Origin of the sequence: Kitasatospora sp. NPDC058444 (assembly GCF_042721415.1) — a bacterium.
Classification (GTDB): Bacteria; Actinomycetota; Actinomycetes; order Streptomycetales; family Streptomycetaceae; genus Kitasatospora.
The window spans coordinates 1-17,580 of record NZ_JBHXLL010000006.1; the positions used below are offsets into that span (position 1 = coordinate 1).

The following is a 17,580-nucleotide window of genomic DNA, read 5'->3' on the forward strand; positions in this document are numbered from 1 at the left end:
CCCATCCGCATATCTCACACACCATCGGATACAGCCGTCGCAACGAGCCCGTCTGGCAAACCGGGACGGTTCACCCTGACGAGCTGAAGTCAGTAAGCACCAGCTCGCCCGGGCGATGGTCCGCCGGGCGATCGACGACAGGATCCCGTTCCGCTGGGTGACCGCGGACGCCGGCTACGGCAACAGCAAGGGCTGGCGCACCGAGCTCGAACAGGCCGACGTCTTCCACGTCGTGGCCACCACCCGCCACGACACCGTGGTCACCCGGTGGGCGATGGACCACCGGCTTCACGATCTGGTCGCAGGGCTGTCGCGGCAGAAGTGGAAGCGCCGGTCGTGCGGCGAGGGTGCCCACGGCCTGCGGATCTACGACTGGGCACGCGTGGAGGTCCGTCCCTGGCACCGCCCGGACCGGCGGCACTGGGTGCTCGCCCGCCGCAGCATCGCCGACCCCGACAAGGTCGCCTACTACATCGCCTACGCGCCCGCCGACACCACCCTGAACGAGCTGGTCGCCGTCGCGGGTGCCCGCTGGGCGATCGAGGAGTGCTTCCAGAGCGCGAAGGGCCAGTGCGGTCTGGACGACTACCAGGTCCGCCGCCACCAGGGCTGGTACCGGCACATCACACTCGCCATGGCCGTCCACGCCTACCTCGCCGTCCTGCGGGCCCAGCAGCTCGAAAAGGGGCTGGACCCGCTCGAACGCCAGACCTTATACCGCTGACCGTCCCCGAAATCCGCCGCCTGGTCACCCGCCTCAACCGGCCTGTCCGCCACAGCATCGCCCACGTCCTGCACTGGTCCCGCTGGCGCCGCCGACGCCAGCACCAGGCCCGGATCAGCCACTACAAAAGACGAGGCCACAGCCCAAGAGCTGAAGCCTCGTCACAATAAGCACCGTTGCAGTACTAGGAAGGCCGCAGGTCGTCTCCTATTGCGGGGCGAGACCGGATGGTGCGCTTCGATGTGGCGTAGGTGGCCGACGTCGGCACCGAGAGCTGCGGGCAAGCGGCCGCCCCCGCGGACGCCGGGTCACCCCCGCGCAGGCGGGGTCGATTCGTCGGTCGAGGCCGATGGAATCCGTCGCCGGGGGTCACCCCGCGCGCCGGCACCGTCAGCCGCCGCTCCCGCGCGCCCGCCGAGCACGGGATCGTACCGCTGTGGGTGACCGACACCGACCGCTCCGCCGTATTCGCGCGGGCGCCGTCCTGTCAGGCAGATCGCTCGCCACCGTAGTAGCCGTGGCGCAACCGGAACCTCATGGAGTCGGTGCCGTCTGCCTGGATGTGCGCGATCAGCATCGACCGCAGCGGCTCGGGCAGGTCCTTGCCGTGTGCGGTGGTCCACTCGAATGAGCTGAAGAGTTGGGCCGCGCCGTCGAGCTGGCCCGGGCTCGGTGTGCCGGTGGCAAGCGCCGCGATGATGAGGCCGGGGTCCTCGGCGAGCAGGAGCTGCTGGACCGCCAGATCATACCACTTCAGGCCGCCGGTGGACTCCCTGGCGGGAACCCCGGCCCATGCCAGGAGGGTGTGGATCCGCTCGATCCCGTCGGAATAGCCATTTTGGACGAGCGTGGCGAGCCGTGCCTCGGCGTCGCGAAGCCGATCTGACCAGGCTTCCAGGTCCCGCCCCGGCGGGTTGGAGACCTCCATGGCCGCGTGGCGCAGCCCGGCGGGCGCGGCCTGGAGCCAGCGCAGTCGGCGTCGGTCCTCCTCGGCCTCCCGCACGGCCAGCTCTGCCTGAACCTCTCGCGGTCCGCTCAGGCCTCGTTCCGCCAGCCGCTCGGTCAGTGCCGGACCGTCCTGGAGGTCGGCATCGCAGTCACCGATTCCTCGAAGACGGGGTTGGTGGCGCAGCGTCCAGCAGGCGATCGGCTCGCCCTCGACGTCGTGCACTGTGATCGTGGGCCAGCCGTTGCACAGGCACCGGTCGCCGGTACCGCCGTCCACAATGGCCAGCACGTGGGCCAGCTCTGCGATCTCGGCGTCGGTCACCACGATCTGCGCCACGCCGGTGGAGTCCGCCTCGTCGGGAGATCCTTCGACGATCACGACGCGCCCGGCACGGTTCAGCACGTCACGGAGGTGCGCTGTCGTCGGGGCGCCCTCATCCATGCCCATCGTTCCCTCGTCGATCACGTCCGCGAGGATATCGGCGCCGGTCCGATGGCGGCCTGCTGGTCCCTGCGCGAGCGCCTGGACACCACCACACCGCGGCCGACTCGTCTTCCGCGTCTTCGCCGCCCTGGCCGAGTTCATCCGCGAGCTCATCGTCGCCGGCACCGGCGATAGGCAGGCGATGGCCTCGCTCGCCTTCCCCGTCGGCGGCCAGCAGTGGCCCCCGGCCGGCGATGTCTTCGCCCGGGTGTGCGCCGCCGGCGGCGGCCGGTGACCGACCAGCCCGAACAGCGACCGGCACGGCACGTCTTCCTCTCCGACTTCTCTGATGATTGGGCGAGTTCAAGCGTCGTGGGAGGGTGTGCGTGGGCGAGTGGCTCGTGGTGCGGGTGCCCGATTCAGAGGGCTGGGGGCGGCTGCTGGAGGAAGGGGTGACCGACGGCCGTTTCAACAGTGGAGATGGACCACCATAGGTCAGTCGTCCTGCCGTAGGAGCGAGAGTCGCCGTCGGGCCTCGTCGCGAACTCCAGGATCCACGTCCGACGTCAGCGCCTGGAGTTGCCGGATGAGCTCGGCCACGCCGTTGCCGGTCATCCAGCGCGGGTCACCGTCAAGTTCCGCGCTGAGCTGGTCAGCGGTTCCCTGGTCGGCCGCTTCGGCTCGGGCGGCAAGCACGGCACGCAGGCCGGGTAGGTCCCCACGCGCCAACAGGGCCACGGCTGTCTCCGAGGTCACTGCGGTGTCCTGAACATCGAGCAAGAGGCGGTGGAGAACATCGGCGACGGCCTCGATCTGAGGTACTGCCGCCAGCCGACGCCCTGCAGCGGCCCTGACACTCCATGAGGGGGAGTCCGCGGCAACGAGCGAATCAATCAGCTCTCGATCCTGGAAACCTTTCATGCCACCAGCGTGCCAGAAGACGTCTCGGCCGCAATGGTCCATCTCCGCTGTCACAGGACACTGGCGCGTCGTGGCCGAGGAGTTCACCACCGGTAAGAGCACCCATTGGCGGTTCGTGACCGCGTGGGCTGACCTTGGCTGAAAAACCTGCACAAACAACCCAGCGCGCAATCTACCGTTCAGTACCACAGGGAGCCGCGGTCGTCGGGGGCCTCGTGCTTCGGGGCCGTCCGATGGTGTGGGGGCCTTTGATGACTGCCGAGCGTGTGGTCCGCGGCCGGACCGGCGTGATCCTCGTTCTGATCATGGCTCTCGCCGCTCTCGGGCTGACCTCGCCCGAGCGGTTCCGCAGCGCCGCCGCGACGGTGCCGGACGCCAGGTCTGCGGTCACCGGGCCGGAGGGGCCTGAGGGCACGTCGTTCAACCCGAACCAGATCAAGGACATCAAGGCGGCGGACCCCGGCGCCGGGGTGAACCTGATCGAGGCCCCGACGGCGAACAACAGCGGTGACGCGCGGCTGGCGTACCCGCTCGAGGTTCCCAAGGGGCGCGGGGGCCTGCAACCCGACCTGTCGGTCGCCTACAACTCGGCAGGCAGTAATGGCTGGGCCGGCGTGGGCTGGGACTTGAGCACGCTGTTGATCACGGTCGACACCCGGTGGGGCGTCCCGCGCTACGACGGCGGTAAGGAAACCGAGTCGTACGTGCTGAACGGGGAGCAGCTCACCCCGGTGGCGCACCGCGGTGAACTCCAGGCGCGTACCGCGGAGAAGGTGTTCCGCTCCCGAGTCGAGGGCAGGTTCGAGCGGATCGTGCGGCATGGTGACAAGCCGTCGAACTACTGGTGGGAGGTCACCGACAAGCAGGGCACCCGTACCGTCTACGGCGGGGCGGAGAACACCTCGCTCGCCGACGCGTCCGGCAACATCGCGGTGTGGGCGGTGCGCGAGGTGCGTGACGCGCACGACAATCTGATGCGCTACCACCACGTCCGGGTCGACGACGGCGGGGCCGCGAACGCGACCGTCGCGGGCCGCGCCCTGTACCCGCAGCGGATCACCTGGACCGGGCATGGTGACACTGAGGGCCGGTACTCGGTCACCTTCGTCCGGGACCGCGACCGGGGCGAGGCGCGCCGCGGGGACGTCCAGATCGACGCGCGGTACGGGTTCAAGAAGGTCACCGCCGACCTGCTGCGCCGCGTCGAGGTCAAGCTGGACGACCAGCTGATCCGCGCCTACGAGCTGAACTACCGGACCGGCGCGTTCGCCAAGACGCTGCTCGCCTCGGTGTCGCAGTTCAGCGAGAGCAACCAGCTGTTCAACACCCACACGTTCGACTACTTCGACGACGTGCGCGACCAGTCGGGGAACTACAACGCCTTCTCCGACGCGGCGCCTTGGTCGGTGCCGGATGACGACCTCGGGGTGAACATCCGCGAAGGCGAGGCCAGCGCGATCTCGGCGAACACGTCGGTCGGCTTCGGCGCGCACCTGTTCGCGGGCTACAACGTGCAGGGGCTGCCGACGAAGGAGGGTTCCGTCGGGTTGAAGGTCGGGTTCAGCGCGGGTCAGTCCGATGGCCTGTCGACGCTGGCCGATGTGAACGGCGACAACCTGCCGGACAAGGTGTTCCGCAAGAACGGCGATGTGTTCTACCGGCCCAATCTGGCCAAGCCGGGTGGTGAGCCGAAGTTCGGCGACACGCCGATCAAGCTCACCGACCTCCCGGGCATCTCGACCGAGCGCACGCTGTCCGGCACCATCGGCGCCGAGGCGTACGTCCTCACCACCTCGGCCCAGCTGGACTTCGTGGGCACCACGACCACCTCGGACCGGTTCTTCAGCGACGTCAACGGCGACGGCATCACCGACCTGGTGAACAACGGCGGCGTGCTGTTCGGCTACCTGGACGCGAACGGGCAGCCCGCCTACAGCGCGGACTCCACCCGCACTCCGGTGCCGATCGGGGGCGGCGCGGTGACCGGCGAGATCGTCGGCGACCAGACCGCGCAGTTCAACCAGCAGGTGGACAACTCGCCGCTGCTGGACACGGTGCGCCGCTGGGTCGCACCGTTCGACGGCAACGTCCGCGTGGACGGCCGCGTGCAGCTGACCCAGGACCCCTCCCCGGCGCGGGCGGCCTACACCAAGGCCGACGGCGTGCGCGTCACCATCCAGCACAAGGACGCCGAACTCTGGGCGCAGCGGATCGGCCCCGACGACCACTCCGAGTTCGTCCCGGGCAATGTGGCGTCGATTCCGGTGAAGAAGGGCGACGCGCTCTACTTCCGTATCCAGTCCATTCTGGACGGCAAGTACGACACCGTGGCGTGGGACCCGGCGATCACCTACACCGACCTGCCGGCCGGCGCGGACGCGAACGGGTTGGCGAGCACGGTGTTCCGCGCGTCGGCCGACTTCACCTTCGGTGGCAGGCCGTCCTTGGTGACCGTGCCGGTGAACGGCACGTTGCGGCTGACCGGTGACGTGGTCAAGTCCAAGGCGACGTCGGACGACGTGACCGTCGTGATCGAGAAGGGCAACGGCGTCCACGCCGGCACGGAGGTGTTCCGCAAGGTCCTGCCCGCCGCGTCGACCGGTACCTCCGCGATCGACGTGAGCATTCCGGTCAGCGTGTTCGAGAAGATGTCGTGGAAGCTGAAGACCGACTCCCCGATCGACGCCTCGGCGGTGAGCTGGGCGCCGAAGGCGCACTACACGGCCGCGCAGGGGGTCGAGTCCGTCGTCGACGCCAAGGGCGATCCCACGCTGGTGATCACCCCGCCGTACGACATGGACATGTTCCCGGCGGACACCCTCACCGCGCCGCAGCAGTCCTACAAGGCGACCAAGACCGGCCAGTTGAAGGTGCGGCCGAAGCTGTCCTTCAACTTCAATCTCCTCGGTGAAGCCAAGATCGCGTTCACGGTGAAGAAGCGCGGCGGGCAGTTGCTCGGCAAACGGATCTTCCAAGCCAAGGACACCTCCCCCTTCGGTGGCCCGAACCTGGATCTGACCGTGCCGGTCACCGCCGGCGACGAGCTCTACATCGACTACTCCACGACGGAGGCCAGACTGCTCGACAGTCTCGTCGAGCAGTCGGCGTCGGTCACCTACGACGTGACCTCCGGCTGGCCGGCCTTCACCCCGGCGCCCGGCGCCCTGCACGCCTCCGTCGGGCAGGGCGCCTTCGCCCAGCCCTACCGAGGCTGGGGTGTGATCGGCTACCAGGGCAACCGCGACCGCGCCACCCAACCGATCAAGCAGGCCGAACTCACGCTGGACCAGAGCTTCAAGGACGCACTTCCCAAGGAGCCCAAGGAAGCGGACGTCGCGCCCTTCGCCGCGAACCCCCGGCTCACCATGCCGCGGCTGGCGGTGTTCGCCCCCGTTCCCGCCAAGGGCGGCTGGGCCGCCCAGGACGAGTCCTCCTGGGCCACCGCCGCCATGGCGACGAGTTCCCGCCTCGGCGCGGACACCATCGACATCGTCACCGACGCCGACGTGGCGGGCGACCGGGCGGTGATGCGCCGTGGTGTCACCGGTCAGGTGTCGGGCACCCTCGCGGCCGGCCCGTTCGGCGGCACCGTGGTCGGCGGGATCACCGCGGGTTCGGTCGACTACCTCGACCTCAACGGCGACGGCTACCCCGACGTCGTGGGCGCCAAGGAGATCCAGTTCTCCGACATGACCGGCGCGCTCGGCGCCACGCGCGGCACCCTCGGCGGCAACGTCCGTGAGGCGGACAACGTCTCCGGCAACGTCTCGCTCTCCGCGGGCAGCGAGACCGCCACCATCGCCAGCGCACTGGGCATGGCCGCCCCCGACGCGGGCACCAGCGCCAACACCGCCACCACCGGCGCGGTCCAACCGTCGCTCGGCATCGGCGGCAGCCTCGGCGGCGGCGAGTCCGACGTCCGCGTCGACCTGATCGACATCAACGGGGACGGGCTGCCGGACAAGGTGTTCGGCAACGGCGACGTCCAGTTGAACCTCGGCTACTCCTTCGCCGCCCGCGAGCCCTGGTCGGCCGGACCGATCAACGACGCGTCCACCCGCAACGTCGGCGTCAACCTCGGGTTCAACATCGACCGCTACGGCTTCGCGGGCGGCGTGTCCGCCGAGCTGGGAACCTCGTTCACCAACGCGAGCATGGCGGACGTCAACGGCGACGGCCTCACCGACCGGGTGTTCACCGACGGGGCCAACCCGGTCAAGGTCGCGGTCAACACCGGCACCGGCTTCACCGCACCCGCTCCTTGGCGCGGCAGCTTCCCCGAGATCGCCGTCGACAAGAACGCCAGTCTCGGCGCGGGCGTCTACTTCACCGTCGGCCTGCCCACCCCCGTCGGCATCTTCGTCTTCAACCCCGGCGCCAACGCGTCCACCGGCATCAGCCGGGCCGAGACCAGCCTGCGCGACGTCAACGGCGACGGCCTCGCCGACCACGTCAGGTCCACCCGGGACAACGAGCTCCTGGTCGCGGTCAACAAGACCGGTCGCACCAACCTGCTGCGCTCGGTCAGCCGGCCGATGGGCGCCCGGATCGACCTGGACTACAGCCGGTCGGGCAACACCGCTGACATGCCGGCGAGCCGCTGGGTGCTGTCCCGCACTGCGGTGTTCGACGGGCTCGCGGGCGACGGCGCCGACACGCGTCTGACCACCTTCCGCTACGAGCAAGGCCGCTACGACCGGCTGGAGCGCGAATTCCTCGGCTTCGGCCGCGTCGTGACCGAGGACCGCGACCCCGGTGCGGGCGACGCCGTGCGGCGCGCGGTGACGAACGAGTACCGCACCGACGGGTACTACAGCCGCGGCCTGCTCACCCGCACGCTGACCCTGGACGACGCGGGCCGCCCGTTCCGCGAGACGGTCAACACCTACCGGCTCCACGACACCTCCTCGGGCACCGAGGCGGACCCGAAGAGCCCGACGGCCACCGTGTTCCCACAACTCACGCGCGTCGAGGAGAAGTTCTACGAAGGCGCGGCCACCGCGGCCAAATCCACGTTCACCGAGCTCTCCTACGACGGGTACGGCAACGTCGTCCGCACGTTCGACGCGGCCGACGACGGTGCAGCGGACGACCTGGAGACCACCTACGGATACAGCGCGTCCGACCCGGCCTGCCGCGACCGCGGCATCGTCGGGATCGCGAACGTGCTGCGGCAGAAGGCCGCTGCGAGCGGCGCGGTGCTCCGCCACCGTGAGGCTGGTGTCGACTGCGCGACCGCTGCCGTGCGCCAGGTCCGGAAGTACCTCGATGACAGCACCTCAGCGGTCTCCGACCTGGAGTACCACCCGGACGGGAACCTGAAGTCGGTGACCGGCCCGGTGAACGCGACGGGGCAGCGGTACAAGCTGGAGTACGGCTACGACACCGTCGTCGGCGTGCACGTCGAGTCCGTCGTGGACAGCTTCGGGTACCGGTCGTCCTCGACGCACAACCTGAAGTACGGCCTGCCCGACCGCAACACCGACCAGAACAACCAGTCGGTCCTGATGTCCTACGACACCGCCGGCCGCCTGGACACGGTGACCGGACCGTACGAGACGGGCGGCGGCCAGGCCACGATCGACTTCGACTACCACCCCGAGGCGACGGTCCCGTACGCCACGACCAAGCACCTGGACCGCACCGCGACGGGTGTGCGAGCGGACACCATCGACACGGTCACCTTCACCGACGGCCGCAAGCGGGTGCTGCAGACGAAGAAGGACGCCTCGGTGGCCGCGGTGCCGGGGGCGGCGCCCGCCCAGGTGATGACGGTGTCCGGCCGGCTGAAGTTCGACGTCCTCGGCCGCGCGGTGGAGAAGTACTACCCGGTCACGGAGGCCAAGGGGTCCGCGAACACCGCGTTCAACGCCACGTTCGACGCCGTGGCGCCCACGAAGGACGCCTTCGACGTGCTGGACCGTTCGGTGAAGACGGTCCAGCCGGACGGGGTCACCACCAGCACCGGGTACGCGTTCGGCCCCGACAGGGCCGGCACGACCCGGTTCGAGCAGACGGTGACGGACGGCAACGGCAAGCAGCGCCGCACCTACACCGACGTCCGTGGCGCGACCACGTCGGTGAAGGAGTTCAACGGTCCGGCGGCGCTCTGGACCAGCTACGAGCTCGACCCGATGAAGCAGGTCACGGCGATCACCGACGACAAGAACAACGTCACGCGCGCCGAGTACGACGGCATGGGGCGGCGCACCGTGTTCGACAGCCCGGACGCCGGACGCACCGAGACGCGCTACGACCTGGCCGGGAACATCATGGCGAAGATCACCGCGAACCTCCGGGCCGCGGGCAAGTCCGTCGAGTACGACTACGACTACTCGCGGCTGAAGGCCATCCGGTACCCGACGTTCCCGGGCAACAACGTCACCTACGCCTACGGCGCGCCGGGCGCGCCGGACAACGCGGCGTCCCGGGTCACCGAGGTCCGCGACGCGGCCGGGACGACGGCCCGCGCCTACGGGGCGCTGGGCGAGGTGACCAAGGAGACCCGCACGATCACGGCGACCGGCGGCACTCCGCGCACCTACACCACGTCGTGGCGCTACGACGCGTTCAACCGCGTGCTGCAGCTGACCTACCCCGACGGCGAGGTGCTCAGCTACGACTACGATTCCGGCGGCCAGGTCACGCGGGCGACCGGCGTCAAGAACGGGACCGCCTACACGTACCTGGACCGGCTCGACTACGACAAGTTCGAACAGAAGATCCTGCAGCAGACCGGCAACGGGGTCCGCACGACCTATACCTACGACGCCGAGGACCGCAGGCTCGCGGCGCTGAAGTCGGTGGCGCCGAACGGGACCCCGTTCCAGAACCTGGGCTACACCTACGACAACATCGGCAACATCACCTCCCTGGCGAACAACGCGCCGCAGGGAGGGGAGATCGGCGGCCCGAGCACCCACACCTTCGGGTACGACGACCAGTACCGGCTGACGTCCGCGTCCGGCCAGTACACCGACAAGAACAACCACGTCAACAAGTACACGGTGACCCTGGGCTACGACTCGATCCACAACACCACGAGCAAGTCCCAGCACCACGAGGTCACGGGCGGCACCCCGGCCTTCCCGGTCGGCGGCGGGGCGGCCGGCCCGATCGAACCGGTCGACGACCCGACGAACCCGGTCGACGCCCAGGACAGGACCAGCTACGACTACGCCTACGCGTACGACGGCACCAAGCCGCACGCGCCCGGCAAGGTCGGGCCGATCACCCACGCCTACGACGCCAACGGCAACCTGACCGACACCGTCAACACCGCGGCCAACGGAAAACGGCGGCAGTTCGTGTGGGACGAGGAGAACCACCTCACCTGCAGCCAGGACACCGCAACCGCCACCGTCGCGCAGGACCCGAGCGGCTGCACGGACGCCACCGTCGCCTACACCTACGACGACAAGGGCGACCGCGTCGTCAAGAAGGGCGACGGACTCTCGCTCTACCCGAACCGCAACTACAGCGAACGCGACGCGACCGGCTACAAACACGTCTTCGTCGGCGACAGCAGGCTGACGACCAAGACCGTCGCGGCCACCGGGACCGAGGACGACCAGTCGTTCCTCCACGCCGACCACCTCGGCTCCTCCGGGTACCTGACCGACAAGCAGGGCGCGGTCACCGAGCACCTGGAGTACTTCCCGTTCGGGGAGACGTGGGTGGAGGAGCGCACCGGGCAGGCGGACACCCCGTACCGGTTCACCGGCAAGGAGCAAGACGCCGAGACCGGCCTGTACTACTACGGAGCCCGCTACTACAACCCGAGGACCCAGCTGTGGGCCGGCGCCGACCCGGCGCTGCCGGACTACCTCGACAAGGGCGTCGCGGGCGGCATCACCGAACCGCGCAACCTCGCCGCCTACACCTACGCGCACAACAACCCGGTCAAGCTGGCGGACCCGACCGGCAAGTGGCCGAAGATGCCGTCGTGGAAGACGATCGGCCACACCACCCTCGACGTCGTCGGCATGGTCCCGGTCGTCGGTGAGGTGGGTGACCTGGCCAACGCGGGCTGGTACGCCGCGGAGGGCGACTACGTCAACGCCGGTCTCTCGGCAGCCTCGGCCATCCCGGGCGCGGGGTACGCGGCGAACGCCGCCAAGTACGGCAACAAGGCTCTCGACGCCGCGAAGGCCGCCAAGAACGCCGACAACGCCGTCGACGCGGCGAAGACGGCCAAGGCGGCCGACAACGCGCCTGCCCCCAAGGCGGAGACACCCAGCTCCTGCAACACCAACAGTTTCACCGGTGACACGCCGGTCCTGATGGCCGATGGCACCAGCAAGCACATCGACGGCATAGCGATCGGTGACCAGGTCATCGCAACCGACCCGGAGACCGGGGAGAGCGGCCCGCGCACGGTCACCCGGCTGATCACCGGCGAGGGCGAGAAGAACCTCGTCGAGATCACGGTCGCCAACCCCGACGGGCAGCCAGGCACGGTCATCGCGACCGACGGCCACCCCTTCTGGATCCCGGCGCTCGGCCGCTGGGTGAAGGCGGGGAAGATCATGCCCGGCACCCTGCTCCAGACCGGCAGCGGTACGTACGTACAGGTCACCGCTGTCCGCGCGTGGACCGAGATCCAGCGTGTGCACAACCTCACCGTCGACGACATCCACACGTACTACGTCCTCGCCGGTACCACGCCGGTCCTCGTACACAACTGCCTGAGTGGTGGCGCCGCAGAGCAAACCGCCAAGCGCGGGCGAGCGGAAGATCTTCAACCGCACGAGGGAGCGACCGGCGATCACACGGTTTTCGAGCGGGACGCGGATGGCAAGGTCACGCGCTATCAGACCTGGACCCAGAACGATAAAGCACCGTCCGGCTGGCAGAAGGGCCCGAGGTTCCGCGGGACCGGTGGAAGCCACGCCGGAATCGAGCCGCCGATCTGGTATCCGAAGGGCGGTGGCAAAGGAATCCCAGGCGCCGACGTACCCAAGGAAATCCCGCCGGGCTATCTTCCCTAGAGGATTTCAATGAGCCATCCTATGGGCGCCTACCGCACCCTCCGTGAATCTTTCCCCTGCCCGCGAGGACGTCCCCTCCGCCCCCGCCTCCGCCACGGCCACCGGGTGGTAGGTGCGGGCTGGGCACAGGACGACCGGGGCGCGGCACCCTCAGTGGTGCCGCGCCCCGGTCGTTCGGCAGCCCGCCGCCCTACAGGGCGGCGGCGAGGGTGTCGGCGGTGCGCAGGGTGAGGGCGGCCAGTTGGAGGGTGGGATTGGAGGTGCCACCGGTGGGGAACACGGCGGAGCCGACGACCCAGACGCCCGGGTGGTCGTGGGACTGGCCGGACGGGTCGACCACGGAGTCCGCCGCGGCGGTCCCCATCCGCATGGTGCCCATCAGGTGGCCGGAGCCCTTGTACGTCCCGGCCGGGGCGGCGGGGGCGATCTCCGTGGCGCCGACGGTGCCTTCGAGGTACTGCCAGATCCGGTGGGCGACGCTGTGGCCGTAGGTGAGCGCGGCCTTGGAGTAGGCGTCGACCCGGTAGGCGATCTTCGGGCGGGGCAGGCCGAGGACGTCGAGCTTGTCGGAGAGCGTGACCCGGTTGTCCGGGTCGGGCAGCTGCTCCGTGGAGTAGCTGAACCGCAGCATCCGGGTGACCCGGTGGTTGACGGCCTCCTGGAGCTTCGCGCCGGTCAGCAGGATCTTCCGGGCGGCCTTGTCCCACATGAGGGCGTCGAGCGCGGCCTCCGGTGACTGGGTGCGGCCCCAGCCGTCGTTGCCGATCGTCATCCGGAAGCCCCCGGTGTCCTTGCGGAACGGGCCGTCCCGGAAGTTCTCGATGCCGAGCGTGCTCTGCGGACCGCGGAACGGGAAGACCGGCTCGGCGAGCAGGCCCACCACCTCGTCGGTGAGGTGGTCCATCAGGTTGCGTCCGACCTGGTCGCTGGTGTTCCGCAGGCCCGAGATCAGCCAGAGCCTGGGGATCTCGACCGCGTTGAGGGCCAGCACCAGCTGCCGGGTGGTGACGCTCTGCTCGGCGAGGTCGGCGGTGGTCCAGTCCTTGAACACGACGGTGAAGGAGCCGTCCTGCTGGGGCACCACCTTGGTCACCACGCACGCGGGTTTGAGGTCGACGCCGAGCGCGACCGCCTTGCCGACGTGGTGCCCGGCGTCGTACTTGGCCCCGGACGGGCAGATCGGCAGGCAGCTGGAGTTGCCCTGGCAGGAGCTGCGCCCTTGGTACTCCCGGGAGTTGCGGGCCTGCGGGGTCGTGATCGGGAGCACTTCGACGTTGTCGATCGGCGGCATGCCGGCCAGCGCCTCGCGGACCACCAGGTCCCCGTAGCTCGGGGCGATGGCCGGCATCGGGAAGTCGGCGCTGCGCCGGGTCAGGGACGCCCACTCGGCGTCGTCGCCCGAGACGCCCAACTCCTGTTCGGCCCGGACGAGGTAGGGCTCCAGCTCGTCGTAGTCGAAGGGCCAGTCAACTCCGCGACCGTAGACGGTGTTCAGCCGGAAGTCGTTGGCGAGCCAGCGGGGGGTGTTGCCGCGCCAGGCCCAGGTGCTGCCGCCGGTCATGCGCTGGAAGCCGCTCTTGAACAGGTCGGTGGTTCCGCTCTGGTCGTAGTACTGGTTCATTACGACCGGATTGCTGACACCGTCCTGGGAGGGGGCGAAGCCGTCCTTGTTGTTCAGCAGATCGGCGTACGGCGTCGGGACGCCCTTGCCGGGGGAGAGCTGGTAGGCCTCGACGAACGCGGCCCGCTGCGCCGCGTCGAGGCCGTTGTTCCCCGCGTCCAGGATCAGGACGCGGGCGCCGGGTTTCGCGGCCTTCACGGTGCAGGCGGTGAGCGCCCCGGCGACGCCGGCGCCCACCACGACCAGGTCGAAATCGAAGTCCATCGGGTCGGTTCCTCGCTCGCTCAGGGGTGCTGGGTCCAGTGGCCGTATCCGCTGGGCTGGGGCGGCTGCGGTGCGGCGGAGCCCGGGTGGGCCTCGATCACGCTCCAGATCAGGCCGGAGCGCCATTGCGCGGAGGTTCCGGGGGGATCCGGCGTCTCGTCCGGGTGGGGGAACATCCCGGTGTACCAGACCGTGATCACGGCGCGCGCGGTGAGCGCGAGCGCGGCGTCGGCGTCCAGGGCGTCCTGGAGGGCCTTGCCCGGGTCCGGCGCGCCCGTCGCGGTCGTCCAGGCGGTGAGCAGGCGCGGGAGATCGGCGGGGTAGGCGGCGAGGACGCGTTGCTGGAAGTCGTCGGAGAGCCGGGTATCGAGCGGGGCCGTACCGGTGAGGTGCTCGGAGAGGCCGCGGAAGTCGGCAGCGGGTGTCATGGTGGGCGTCCTCCCGTTCACTTCTCGACGAAGACGATGTCCTCGATGGCGGGGCGCAGCTTGACGGTGTTGCCGATGACGTCGACGACGTGCTGCAGGCCGATGGTGGTGAACCTCGGGTCGGAGAAGAAGTACTCGTCGGCCTTGCCGGCCAGGAAGGCGGGGAAGCCGTCGAGGGAAGGGCCGAAGAGCCGCAGGTAGTCGGCCAGGCTGCGGAACAGCTTCGGCAGGATGACCAGCTGGTCGGTGAGGCTGCCCAGGTCCTCGATCACGGCGCCGGTGTGGGTGACGTCGTTGGCCCAGACGCTGTCGGGCGCCTTCACGGCCCGTGCCTGTCGGGCGGTGGCGGCCATGTCGAGGCGCAGTTCCGGCGGCAGGTTCGAGAAGAACGTCGGGTAGACCAGGCCGCGGGACAGCAGTTCGTGGTTGGCGGTCTGGTGCAGCATCGGGACGGTGACCATGACCGACGTTCCGCTCACGGCGTCCGGGTCCGGCGTGCCCCTGCCGACCAGCGCGACGCAGCGGCCGAACTTGTCGGCGCCGCTGGCGAGGATGTACCCGGAGACGGTCTCCGGGGTGGCGGAGGTGACCTTCTCGTCCCCTCCCCGCTGGACGTCGGTGAAGCCCAGCCAGGCCAGCAGGACATCCCGGGCGGCGTGGGCGCCCAGGTCGAGCGGCTGGTGGGCGAACTCGGGACCGACGCCCTGGTAGTGCGTCTCCAGGGCGTCGATCCCGTCCAGCCGCAGGCTGGCGCCACCGTCCTTCACCTTGACCCCGCCGGGGACCTTGGACCAGAGGGTGATGTCGTCGGGGAGGAAGCGGATGGTGTCGCCGTCCGGTTCGAAGCCCTTGATCAGGTAGCTGCCCTTGATGAGGATCATCGGCATGATGTCGCCTCTCGTAGTCGAGTCGTGACCCATTGTGAGGTGATTCGTCGGCAAAGTACGGAAGTGTCCCGTCGGCGAGTTGGCGGGCGGCCGGCGCCCCGGCCGATCCGCCCCGGCCGAAGTCGGCGGCTGAGGAAGCGGTGCGGCCCGGCGGGTGAGGGGCCTTCGGGCAGAGTTCGCTGCCCTTTGGGGCGCGGCCGTCCTTGCCGGGCGAGCTGGGTGGGATCCTGGGCCGTGAGTGTGCGGTGGCCACCGTGGCGCCCCGGCCACGTCGTCGCCACCCGGGGTCAGGAGCGGCAGTGCGAGCACAGGAACGCGACGACCAGCGGGCCGGACGGCAGGCGGCGCAGCGTACGGCCGTGTCCAAGCGGCCGGCTGTGTCCACGCGGCCGGCGGCGGAGCTGCCGGCAACCGGGCGGAGCCTGCACGCGCTCCAGGCCTCGGTCGGGAACGCCGCCGTCGTGCAGATGATGCTCCGGGGCGGGGTGCTGCACGACGAGCACGGCGCCGGTCGCGCGCTGCGGGCGTCGGCCGGGTTCGCGGTGCAGCGCTCGACCGTGTCCGAGGTCCTGCGGACCGGCGGTCGGCCGCTCGACGGTGTGACCCGCACGGAGATGGAGAACCGCTTCGGCGCCGACTTCTCCGACGTCCGGATCCATGACGACAGCGCCGCCAAGGCCTCCGCCGCCGAGGTCGGCGCCAGCGCCTACACCAGCGGCCACCATGTGGTGATCGGTGACGGTGGCGGCGACAAGCACACCCTGGCCCACGAGTTGACGCACGTCATCCAGCAGCGCCGGGGCCCGGTCGCGGGCACGGACAACGGCGGGGGCCTGCGGGTGTCCGACCCCTCCGACCGCTTCGAACGCGAAGCCGAGGCCAATGCCCGGCGGGTGATGGCGGGGAGCGGGATGGCCACAGTGGCGCCGGCCTCGGTGGCGCCGGCCTCGGCGCTGCCGGCCCCCGAACGGGGGAGCCGGCCCTCGGAGGCCCTGCCGATCGCCCGGCTGATGAGCGTGGAGGCCTTCAAGCAGCGGAGCTCCGTGAAGAAGAGCATCCGTCCCAGTGCGCTGAAGAAGCTGGACACGGCGCTGGAGCGGTTCCACGCGATCCCGGAACAGCAGTTCTCCGCCCGATCGCAGCAACTGGAGACGATCGTTCAACTGTGCCTCAACGCCCAGGGGGAGCTGAAGGACGGCCCGCGCAAGGACGCGACCTTCGATCTCATGAACGAGGCGGCCACCGAGAAGAACGGGATGGCCCTGGACGTCGCCGTCGAGACCGCCATGCGCCAGGCCCGGCTGGAGCGGCCCATCTACGACTGCCTGGAGCGCTACCAGCGGCGCGACGACGAGTCCGGCGGGTTCGTCCACCTCATGGAGGCGAACGACCTGCTCGCGAGGCACGCGGCGACGCCGGACGGCAAGGACCTCGGAGTTCTCAGCGCCCTGGTCCAGGACCTCATGAGCCGGGCGGTCCACGCACTGACCCCGGAGCAGAAGGCCTATCTCGTCCGCCGGGACCTGGCGCGGATCGAGGCGCTGCGCGACACGCTGACGGACGGCACCCTGAAGCGGATCCTGACCGAGCTGCTGACCGGCACGGACCAGGTCAACTTCGAGGCCGGTGGCGCCGGCGCCAAGCTCGGCGGGCCGGCGGGGCAGGCCTACACGGTCAAGCACGGGCTCACCCAGCCGGACGGGACCGTCGAGTGCACGGGGTCGCTGGTCCACGAGCTCACGCACGTCGCCACGCACCGGACGTACGGGAACTCGGCGGTCATGCTGATGCTCCCGCTGAGCATGAGCGAGGCGGACGCCATCGCCCTGGCCAAGCACCGGACGGCCCGGATCGGCGAACTCGAAGCACTGCTCGCCAGGGAGAGCACCACCATCCCGGAATCGCACACCGCGCTGATCAGGAACAAGCTGAACTACGCCAAGGGCGACAAGCTCTCGACGTACGTCGCCAACTTCAGGGCCAAACTGACGGCCGACGGCGACTACGAGCGGCTCTCGCAGCTGGCGAGCCGGATCCCGGAGGGCAGCAGCACGCTCGTCGAGTACGACACGGTACTCAACCAGCTGCTGGTGATGATGCACGAGTGGGGCATGGGGCCGGAGTCGGCGTTCCGCAACCGGGTGGAGGCACTGGCCCAGGAGCGGTACGAGCACCGGCAGGCCGGTTCCACCGAGCCCGCCCCGGCCGCGACCGTCTGACCCGTCCGTCCGGCTCGACACAGGACCGCCAACCACCTGCGCAACGGCATGCTGAGCGCACCAACGCCCAGTCAACACCGGACGCCGACGACCACTCGCCCGTGCGATACCCGAGCCGAGCCCCCTCCGGAACGATAGGTCTACGAACTGCCCA

At 69.7% G+C, this 17,580-nt stretch carries 8 protein-coding genes and 1 pseudogene; 4 read left to right on the plus strand and 5 right to left on the minus strand.

Features of this window, described 5'->3' with window-relative positions; translation table 11 throughout:
- Positions 1-91 precede the first annotated feature (91 nt).
- A pseudogene (locus tag ACFWP2_RS09100) lies at positions 92-724 on the plus strand (IS701 family transposase); the annotation flags it as partial.
- Positions 725-1,211: 487 nt separating this feature from the next.
- On the opposite strand, the gene ACFWP2_RS09105 reads toward ACFWP2_RS09100, so the two are convergent.
- Entirely contained in the window at positions 1,212-2,138 is a 927-nt protein-coding gene (locus tag ACFWP2_RS09105) for a hypothetical protein (protein ID WP_380449611.1), read from the minus strand.
- Here ACFWP2_RS09105 and ACFWP2_RS09110 point away from each other — a divergent pair.
- A complete protein-coding gene (locus tag ACFWP2_RS09110) occupies positions 2,113-2,391 on the plus strand; it encodes a hypothetical protein (RefSeq protein ID WP_380449612.1) in 279 nt (92 codons plus the stop codon). The two genes, ACFWP2_RS09105 and ACFWP2_RS09110, sit on opposite strands and share 26 nt — an antisense overlap.
- A gap of 200 nt (positions 2,392-2,591) precedes the next feature.
- Here the strand turns inward: ACFWP2_RS09110 and ACFWP2_RS09115 are convergent, their stop codons facing one another.
- Positions 2,592-3,017: a hypothetical protein gene (locus ACFWP2_RS09115; RefSeq protein ID WP_380449613.1), complete on the minus strand. Its 426-nt coding sequence runs from the start codon at positions 3,015-3,017 to the stop codon at positions 2,592-2,594.
- Positions 3,018-3,268: 251 nt separating this feature from the next.
- On the opposite strand from ACFWP2_RS09115, the gene ACFWP2_RS09120 reads away from it, so the two are divergent.
- Positions 3,269-12,007, plus strand: coding sequence for a SpvB/TcaC N-terminal domain-containing protein (locus ACFWP2_RS09120; protein WP_380449614.1), 8,739 nt, complete (start codon positions 3,269-3,271; stop codon positions 12,005-12,007).
- A 190-nt stretch (positions 12,008-12,197) separates the two neighbouring features.
- Here ACFWP2_RS09120 and ACFWP2_RS09125 read toward each other — a convergent pair whose 3' ends face one another.
- The 3 genes from ACFWP2_RS09125 to ACFWP2_RS09135 are packed head-to-tail and all read right to left on the minus strand — an operon-like array spanning position 12,198 to position 15,207.
- A complete protein-coding gene (locus ACFWP2_RS09125) occupies positions 12,198-13,892 on the minus strand; it encodes a GMC oxidoreductase (RefSeq protein ID WP_380449615.1) in 1,695 nt (564 codons plus the stop codon).
- A 20-nt stretch (positions 13,893-13,912) separates the two neighbouring features.
- Positions 13,913-14,320: a sugar dehydrogenase complex small subunit gene (locus ACFWP2_RS09130; RefSeq protein WP_380449616.1), complete on the minus strand. Its 408-nt coding sequence runs from the start codon at positions 14,318-14,320 to the stop codon at positions 13,913-13,915.
- 17 nt (positions 14,321-14,337) lie between these two features.
- Positions 14,338-15,207: a nuclease gene (locus ACFWP2_RS09135; protein WP_380449617.1), complete on the minus strand. Its 870-nt coding sequence runs from the start codon at positions 15,205-15,207 to the stop codon at positions 14,338-14,340.
- Between the two features lie 299 nt (positions 15,208-15,506).
- On the opposite strand from ACFWP2_RS09135, the gene ACFWP2_RS09140 reads away from it, so the two are divergent.
- A complete protein-coding gene (locus tag ACFWP2_RS09140) occupies positions 15,507-17,426 on the plus strand; it encodes a DUF4157 domain-containing protein (protein WP_380449618.1) in 1,920 nt (639 codons plus the stop codon).
- Positions 17,427-17,580: the final 154 nt, after the last annotated feature.